The organism is Streptomyces sp. NPDC052721 (genome assembly GCF_040678315.1).
Taxonomy (GTDB): domain Bacteria; phylum Actinomycetota; class Actinomycetes; order Streptomycetales; family Streptomycetaceae; genus Streptomyces.
Genome location: NZ_JBFATL010000042.1, coordinates 81,498 through 87,864 on the forward strand (window position 1 = coordinate 81,498; position 6,367 = coordinate 87,864).

At 72.5% G+C, this 6,367-nt stretch carries 7 protein-coding genes; all 7 read left to right on the forward strand.

Annotated features, from left to right (window positions below; translation table 11 throughout):
• Nucleotides 1-140: 140 nt before the first annotated feature.
• Complete coding sequence (gene aroC, locus AB0L21_RS31470; protein ID WP_365787856.1) at nucleotides 141-1,325, forward strand: chorismate synthase; 1,185 nt, start codon at nucleotides 141-143, stop codon at nucleotides 1,323-1,325.
• 32 nt (nucleotides 1,326-1,357) lie between these two features.
• Complete coding sequence (locus AB0L21_RS31475; RefSeq protein ID WP_365787868.1) at nucleotides 1,358-1,840, forward strand: shikimate kinase; 483 nt, start codon at nucleotides 1,358-1,360, stop codon at nucleotides 1,838-1,840.
• Nucleotides 1,837-2,928 (forward strand): 3-dehydroquinate synthase, encoded by a 1,092-nt coding sequence (gene aroB / locus AB0L21_RS31480; RefSeq protein WP_365787858.1) that lies wholly within the window; start codon nucleotides 1,837-1,839, stop codon nucleotides 2,926-2,928. The genes AB0L21_RS31475 and aroB overlap by 4 nt, the downstream gene beginning before the upstream one ends.
• Before the next feature lie 165 nt (nucleotides 2,929-3,093).
• On the forward strand, nucleotides 3,094-3,981 hold the full coding sequence (locus AB0L21_RS31485) for a Pro-rich N-terminal domain-containing protein (protein WP_365704770.1): 888 nt from the start codon (nucleotides 3,094-3,096) through the stop codon (nucleotides 3,979-3,981).
• 117 nt (nucleotides 3,982-4,098) lie between these two features.
• Nucleotides 4,099-5,205, forward strand: coding sequence for an aminopeptidase P family protein (locus AB0L21_RS31490; protein ID WP_365787860.1), 1,107 nt, complete (start codon nucleotides 4,099-4,101; stop codon nucleotides 5,203-5,205).
• 49 nt (nucleotides 5,206-5,254) lie between these two features.
• On the forward strand, nucleotides 5,255-5,821 hold the full coding sequence (gene efp / locus AB0L21_RS31495) for an elongation factor P (RefSeq protein WP_014671526.1): 567 nt from the start codon (nucleotides 5,255-5,257) through the stop codon (nucleotides 5,819-5,821).
• 2 nt (nucleotides 5,822-5,823) lie between these two features.
• A complete protein-coding gene (gene nusB / locus AB0L21_RS31500) occupies nucleotides 5,824-6,258 on the forward strand; it encodes a transcription antitermination factor NusB (protein ID WP_014671525.1) in 435 nt (144 codons plus the stop codon).
• Nucleotides 6,259-6,367 lie beyond the last annotated feature (109 nt).

Sequence of the window (6,367 nt, forward strand, 5' to 3'; positions counted from 1 at the left end):
GGACCGAGGGCCGGTCCGCGCCCTGGGACGTGGGAGGATCGGAGGTGGCGTACCGGGGTCGCGCACCCGGCAGCGCCGTCGCCGTACGCGAGGACGCGCGTACGCCGGGCAGTACCGGGCGCGAGCACTGAGGAGCACCGTTGAGCAGGCTGCGTTGGCTGACCGCGGGGGAGTCCCACGGTCCCGCACTTGTCGCGACGCTGGAGGGTCTTCCCGCCGGCGTGCCGATCACCACGGAGATGGTGGCGGACCACCTGGCGCGGCGGCGGCTCGGCTATGGCCGCGGTGCGCGGATGAAGTTCGAGCGGGACGAGGTCACCTTCCTCGGCGGAGTCCGGCACGGTCTCACCCTGGGCTCCCCGGTGGCGATCATGGTGGGCAACACCGAGTGGCCGAAGTGGGAGCAGGTCATGGCGGCCGATCCGGTCGACCCCGAGGTGCTGGCAGGCCTGGCCCGCAACGCCCCGCTGACCCGTCCCCGCCCCGGCCACGCCGACCTCGCGGGCATGCAGAAGTACGGCTTCGACGAGGCCCGCCCGATCCTGGAGCGCGCCTCGGCCCGCGAGACGGCCGCCCGGGTGGCGCTCGGCGCGGTCGCCCGGTCGTACCTGAAGGAGACGACCGGCATCGAGATCGTCTCCCACGTGGTCGAGCTGTGCTCCGTGAAGGCCCCGCGGGGCGTCCACCCCACCCCGGCCGACGTCGAGAGGCTTGACGCCGACCCGGTGCGCTGCCTCGACGCGGCCGCCTCGAAGGCGATGGTCGCCGAGATCGACCAGGCCCACAAGGACGGCGACACCCTGGGCGGTGTGGTCGAGGTGCTGGCCTACGACGTCCCGGTCGGCCTCGGCTCGCACGTGCACTGGGACCGCAAGCTGGACGCCCGCCTCGCCGGCGCGCTCATGGGCATCCAGGCGATCAAGGGCGTCGAGATCGGTGACGGCTTCGAACTGGCCCGCGTGCCCGGCTCCCAGGCCCACGACGAGATCGTCAGCACGCCCGAGGGCATCCGGCGCGTCACCGGCCGCTCGGGCGGCACCGAGGGCGGCCTCAGCACGGGCGAGCTGCTGCGGGTGCGCGCCGCGATGAAGCCGATCGCCACCGTGCCGCGCGCGCTCAAGACGGTGGACGTCACCACCGGCGAGCCCGCCCAGGCCCACCACCAGCGCTCCGACGTCTCGGCCGTCCCGGCGGCCGGCATCGTCGCCGAGGCCATGGTGGCGCTCGTCCTCGCGGACGCGGTCGCCGAGAAGTTCGGCGGTGACTCCGTCCCGGAGACCCGCCGCAACGTCCGGTCGTACCTCGACAACCTGGCGATCCGGTGAGCGGCGTACCGGCGGTCGTCCTGGTCGGGCCGATGGGCGTGGGCAAGTCCACCGTCGGCCGGCTGCTCGCCGAGCGCCTCGGCGTCGGCTACCGGGACACCGACGAGGACATCGTGGCGGCCGAGGGCCGCACCATCGCCGAGATCTTCGTGGACGAGGGCGAGGCCGTCTTCCGCGCCCTGGAGAAGGCCGCCGTGCGGGCCGCGCTCAGCGAGCACCGGGGCGTCGTCGCGCTGGGCGGCGGGGCGGTCCTGGACGCGGACACCCGCGCGCTGCTGGCCGGGCAGCGGGTGCTCTACCTCTCGATGGAGGTCGAGGAGGCCGTCAAGCGCACGGGTCTGAACGTGGCCCGCCCGCTGCTCGCGGTCAACCCGCGCAAGCAGTGGCGGGAGCTGATGGAGGCGCGCCGGCACCTGTACGAGGAGGTCGCCACCGCCGTCGTCGCGACGGACGGCCGTACTCCGGAAGAGGTCGCGCAGGCGGCGATGGACGCACTGGAGTTGAAGCAGGTATGAGCGAGGCAGTCACCCGGATCCAGGTCGCCGGCACCGCGGGCACCGACCCCTACGAGGTTCTGGTGGGCCGGCAGCTCCTGGGCGAACTCGCCGGGCTGATCGGGGCACAGACCAAGCGGGTCGCCCTGATCCACCCCGAGGCGCTGGCCGAGACCGGGGAGGCACTGCGCGCCGACCTGGCCGGGCAGGGCTACGAGGCCGTGGCGATCCAGGTGCCCAACGCGGAGGAGGCCAAGACCGCCGAGGTCGCCGCCTACTGCTGGAAGGCGCTGGGGCAGAGCGGCTTCACCCGCACCGACGTGATCGTCGGTGTCGGCGGCGGCGCCACCACCGACCTGGCCGGGTTCGTCGCCGCGACCTGGCTGCGCGGGGTGCGCTGGATCGCCATCCCCACGACCGTGCTGGCCATGGTCGACGCGGCGGTCGGCGGCAAGACGGGCATCAACACCGCGGAGGGCAAGAACCTGGTCGGTGCCTTCCACCCGCCGGCCGGTGTCCTGTGCGACCTGGCCGCGCTGGACTCCCTCCCGGTGCACGACTACGTCTCCGGGCTGGCCGAGATCATCAAGGCGGGGTTCATCGCCGACCCGGTGATCCTCGACCTGATCGAGGCCGACCCGCAGGCCGCCCGCACCCCGGCGGGGCCGCACACGGCCGAGCTGATCGAGCGGTCGATCCGCGTCAAGGCGGACGTCGTCTCCTCGGACCTGAAGGAATCGGGCCGGCGGGAGATCCTCAACTACGGTCACACGCTCGGCCACGCCATCGAGAAGAACGAGCGGTACAAGTGGCGGCACGGGGCCGCGGTCGCGGTCGGCATGCACTTCGCCGCCGAACTGGGCCGCCTCGCGGGCCGTCTGGACGACGCGACGGCCGACCGCCACCGCAGCATCCTCGAATCCGTCGGCCTGCCGCTGCACTACCGCTACGACCAGTGGCCCAAGCTGCTGGAGGCGATGAAGGTCGACAAGAAGTCCCGCGGCGATCTGCTGCGCTTCATCGTCCTGGACGGCCTGGCCAGGCCGACCGTCCTGGAAGGCCCGGACCCGGCCGTCCTCCTCGCCGCCTACGGCGAAGTCGGCCAGTAGGCCCCGGACCGCTCACCACGTCCGAATTTCCTTCGCCCGCCGGGCACTTCGGACCGCCCCCGGCCGTTTCACCAAACGACGGCCGGGGACGGTACCGTTCGGTAGCAAGCGGGGCACGCCCCTGCTGCCAGTGCCAGATGTGTGTACGAGACGGAGTGGCAACGGATGCAGCACGCAGTGGGGTCTCCGCTGCCGCCGCCCCACCAGCCGGGGCAGGGCCCGCACGCCGGCTGGGCGTCGGCCGCACACCACCCGGGCCCGCACCCGGGACTCTCCCAGGGGCCCGCCCCCGTTCCTCCGCCGCCGGGCTTCCCGGCTCCGCCCGGACCGGTGCCGCCGGCCCCGCAGCAGCCCCCGGCCCCCTCCGGCCCGGTGCCGCCGCCCCCGCCCCCGCAGCACACCGCCGGCCCGCAGGCCCCCGACAGCACCGGACACGTCCCGCTGCCACCCGGCGGCCCGGTCGGCGCTCCCGCGGCCGCGGTTCCGGACCCGACGACCACCACCCTCGCGGTCCTCCTCATCGGCCCGGCCGGCGCGGGCAAGACCAGCGTCGCCAAGTACTGGGCGGACCACCGCCGCGTCCCCACGGCCCACATCAGCCTGGACGACGTCCGCGAATGGGTCCGCTCGGGCTTCGCCGATCCGCAGTCCGGCTGGAACGACAACTCGGAGGCCCAGTACCGTCTGGCCCGCCGCACCTGCGGCTTCGCCGCGCGCAACTTCCTCGCCAACGGCATCTCCTGCATCCTGGACGACGCCGTCTTCCCCGACCGCCCGGTCGTCGGCCTCGGCGGCTGGAAGCGGCACGTGGGTCCCGGCCTGCTCCCGGTGGTCCTGCTCCCGGGCCTCGACGTGGTCCTCGAGCGCAACGCCGAACGCACCGGCAACCGCCGCCTCACGGACGAGGAGGTGGCCCGCATCCACGGCCGCATGGCCGGCTGGTACGGCTCGGGCCTCCCGATCATCGACAACTCCCAGTTGGACGTCCCCGGGACGGCCCGCGTCCTGGACGAGGTCCTGGCGAGGGCGATGGCGAGCCCGCCGAGCTGGTGAGCGGGCGGCAGGTCGCACCGGCACCGGCACACCACCGCACCACCTCCCACCTGCCCCGCAACCCCACTCGGCCCCCGTCAATCGGCATAATCCGGACAAACCTCCTACGCTCATCTCATGTCAGAGGTGTACGCGAACCGCCGATCCCGGCTGAGGGAACACTTCAACGCGGCCGGCACCGCGGCAGCGCTCGTCACCCGCCCGGCCAACGTCCGCTACCTCGCCGCCGCGGCCCCGCAGGGCGCCGTGCTGCTGATCGGCAGAGGCGAGGACGTCCTGGTGTGCGCGGGCCCGCCGGACGACCTCCCCCACGAAGGCCACCCGGACGAGAACCTGCGCCTGCACGTCCTTCCGGCGAACGACGGCGACGCCGCCGTCGCGGCAGCCGGCCTCGCCGCCGACCAGGGTGCCGACTCCCTGGCGGTCGAGGAACACCACCTCACCGTCACCCGGCACCGGGCCATCGCCTCCGTCGCCCCGAGACTCCGCCTCACCGACCTCGGCGGGGCCGTGGAACAGCTCAGGGTCGTCAAGGACGAGGAGGAGATCTCCTGTCTCCGCATCGGTGCCGAGATCGCCGACCAGGCCCTCGGTGAGCTGCTGGAGTCGATCCTGGTAGGCCGCACCGAACGCCACCTCGCGCTGGAGCTGGAACGGCGCCTGGTCGATCACGGCGCCGACGGCCCGGCCTTCCCCACCTCCGTGGCCACCGGACCGCACGCCGGCCGCCGCGGCCACCGCCCCACCGACCGGCGGGTGGAGGAGGGCGACTTCCTCTCCGTCTGTCTCGGCGCCACCTACCGGGGCTACCGCTGCGAGATCGGCCGCACCTTCGTCATCGGCACCTCACCGGCCGACTGGCAGATCGAGCTGTACGACCTCGTCTTCGCCGCCCAGCGGGCCGGACGCGAGTTCCTGGCACCCGGCGCCGCCTACCGTGACGTGGACCGCGCCGCACGCCAGGTACTGGACTCCGCGGGCTATGCGGAGGCCCTGCCACCGCTGACCGGACACGGTGTCGGACTCGAAATCGACGAGGACCCGCAGTTGGCCCCCGCGGCCATGGGTAAACTGGACGCTTGCGTGCCGGTCACCGTCGAACCGGGGGTCCACCTCCCGGGCCGGGGCGGTGTCCGGATCGATGACACGCTCGTCGTACGCCCCGAGGCGGACGGCGGACCCGAGCTACTCACCATCACGACCAAGGAGCTGCTCGCCCTCTAGGCAGTGGCGTGCGCCGGGGTCGTACGTCAGTCCAGGAGATTCCGCAACCGTGGCTTCCACGAACGACCTCAAGAACGGCATGGTGCTCAAGCTCGAAGGCGGCCAGCTCTGGTCCGTCGTCGAGTTCCAGCACGTCAAGCCCGGCAAGGGCCCGGCCTTCGTGCGCACCAAGCTCAAGAACGTGCTCTCCGGCAAGGTCGTCGACAAGACGTTCAACGCCGGTGTCAAGGTCGAGACGGCCACTGTCGACAAGCGCGACATGCAGTTCTCGTACATGGACGGCGAGTACTTCGTCTTCATGGACATGGAGACCTACGACCAGCTGCACATCGACCGGAAGGCCGTCGGCGACGCCGCGAACTTCCTGGTCGAGGGCTTCACCGCCACCGTCGCGCAGCACGAGGGCGAGGTTCTCTTCGTCGAGCTGCCCGCCGCCGTCGAGCTGACCATCGCCGAGACCGAGCCGGGCGTCCAGGGCGACCGCTCCACCGGTGGCACCAAGCCCGCCACCCTGGAGACCGGCCACCAGATCCAGGTCCCGCTCTTCATCACCACCGGTGAGAAGATCAAGGTCGACACCCGTACCAGCGACTACCTCGGCCGGGTGAACAGCTAACCGTGGCTGCCCGCAACACGGCCCGCAAGCGCGCCTTCCAGATCCTCTTCGAGGGCGACCAGCGCGGCGCCGACGTCCTGACGGTCCTCGCGGACTGGATCCGGCTCTCCCGGTCCGACACCCGGCAGCCGCCGGTCAGCGAGTACACGATGCAGCTGGTCGAGGGCTACGCGGAACACGCGAAGCGGATCGACGAGCTGATCGCCCAGTACGCGGTGGGGTGGACGCTCGACCGTATGCCGGTCGTGGACCGCAACATCCTGCGGCTGGGCGCGTACGAGCTGATCTGGGTCGACGAGACCCCGGACGCCGTCGTCCTGGACGAGATGGTGCAGCTGGCGAAGGAGTTCTCGACCGACGAGTCGCCGTCGTTCGTCAACGGTCTGCTGGGCCGCCTGAAGGAGCTCAAGCCGTCCCTGCGCCGGGACGAGGCGTAACCGCCCCGTCGCCATCGCCGGAGGGCCCGCAGCACGCCTGTGCTGCGGGCCCTCCGGCGGTGGGGGCGGGGCGGTTTAGCCACCTCCCCGCGCAGGGTCGGCGTGATCT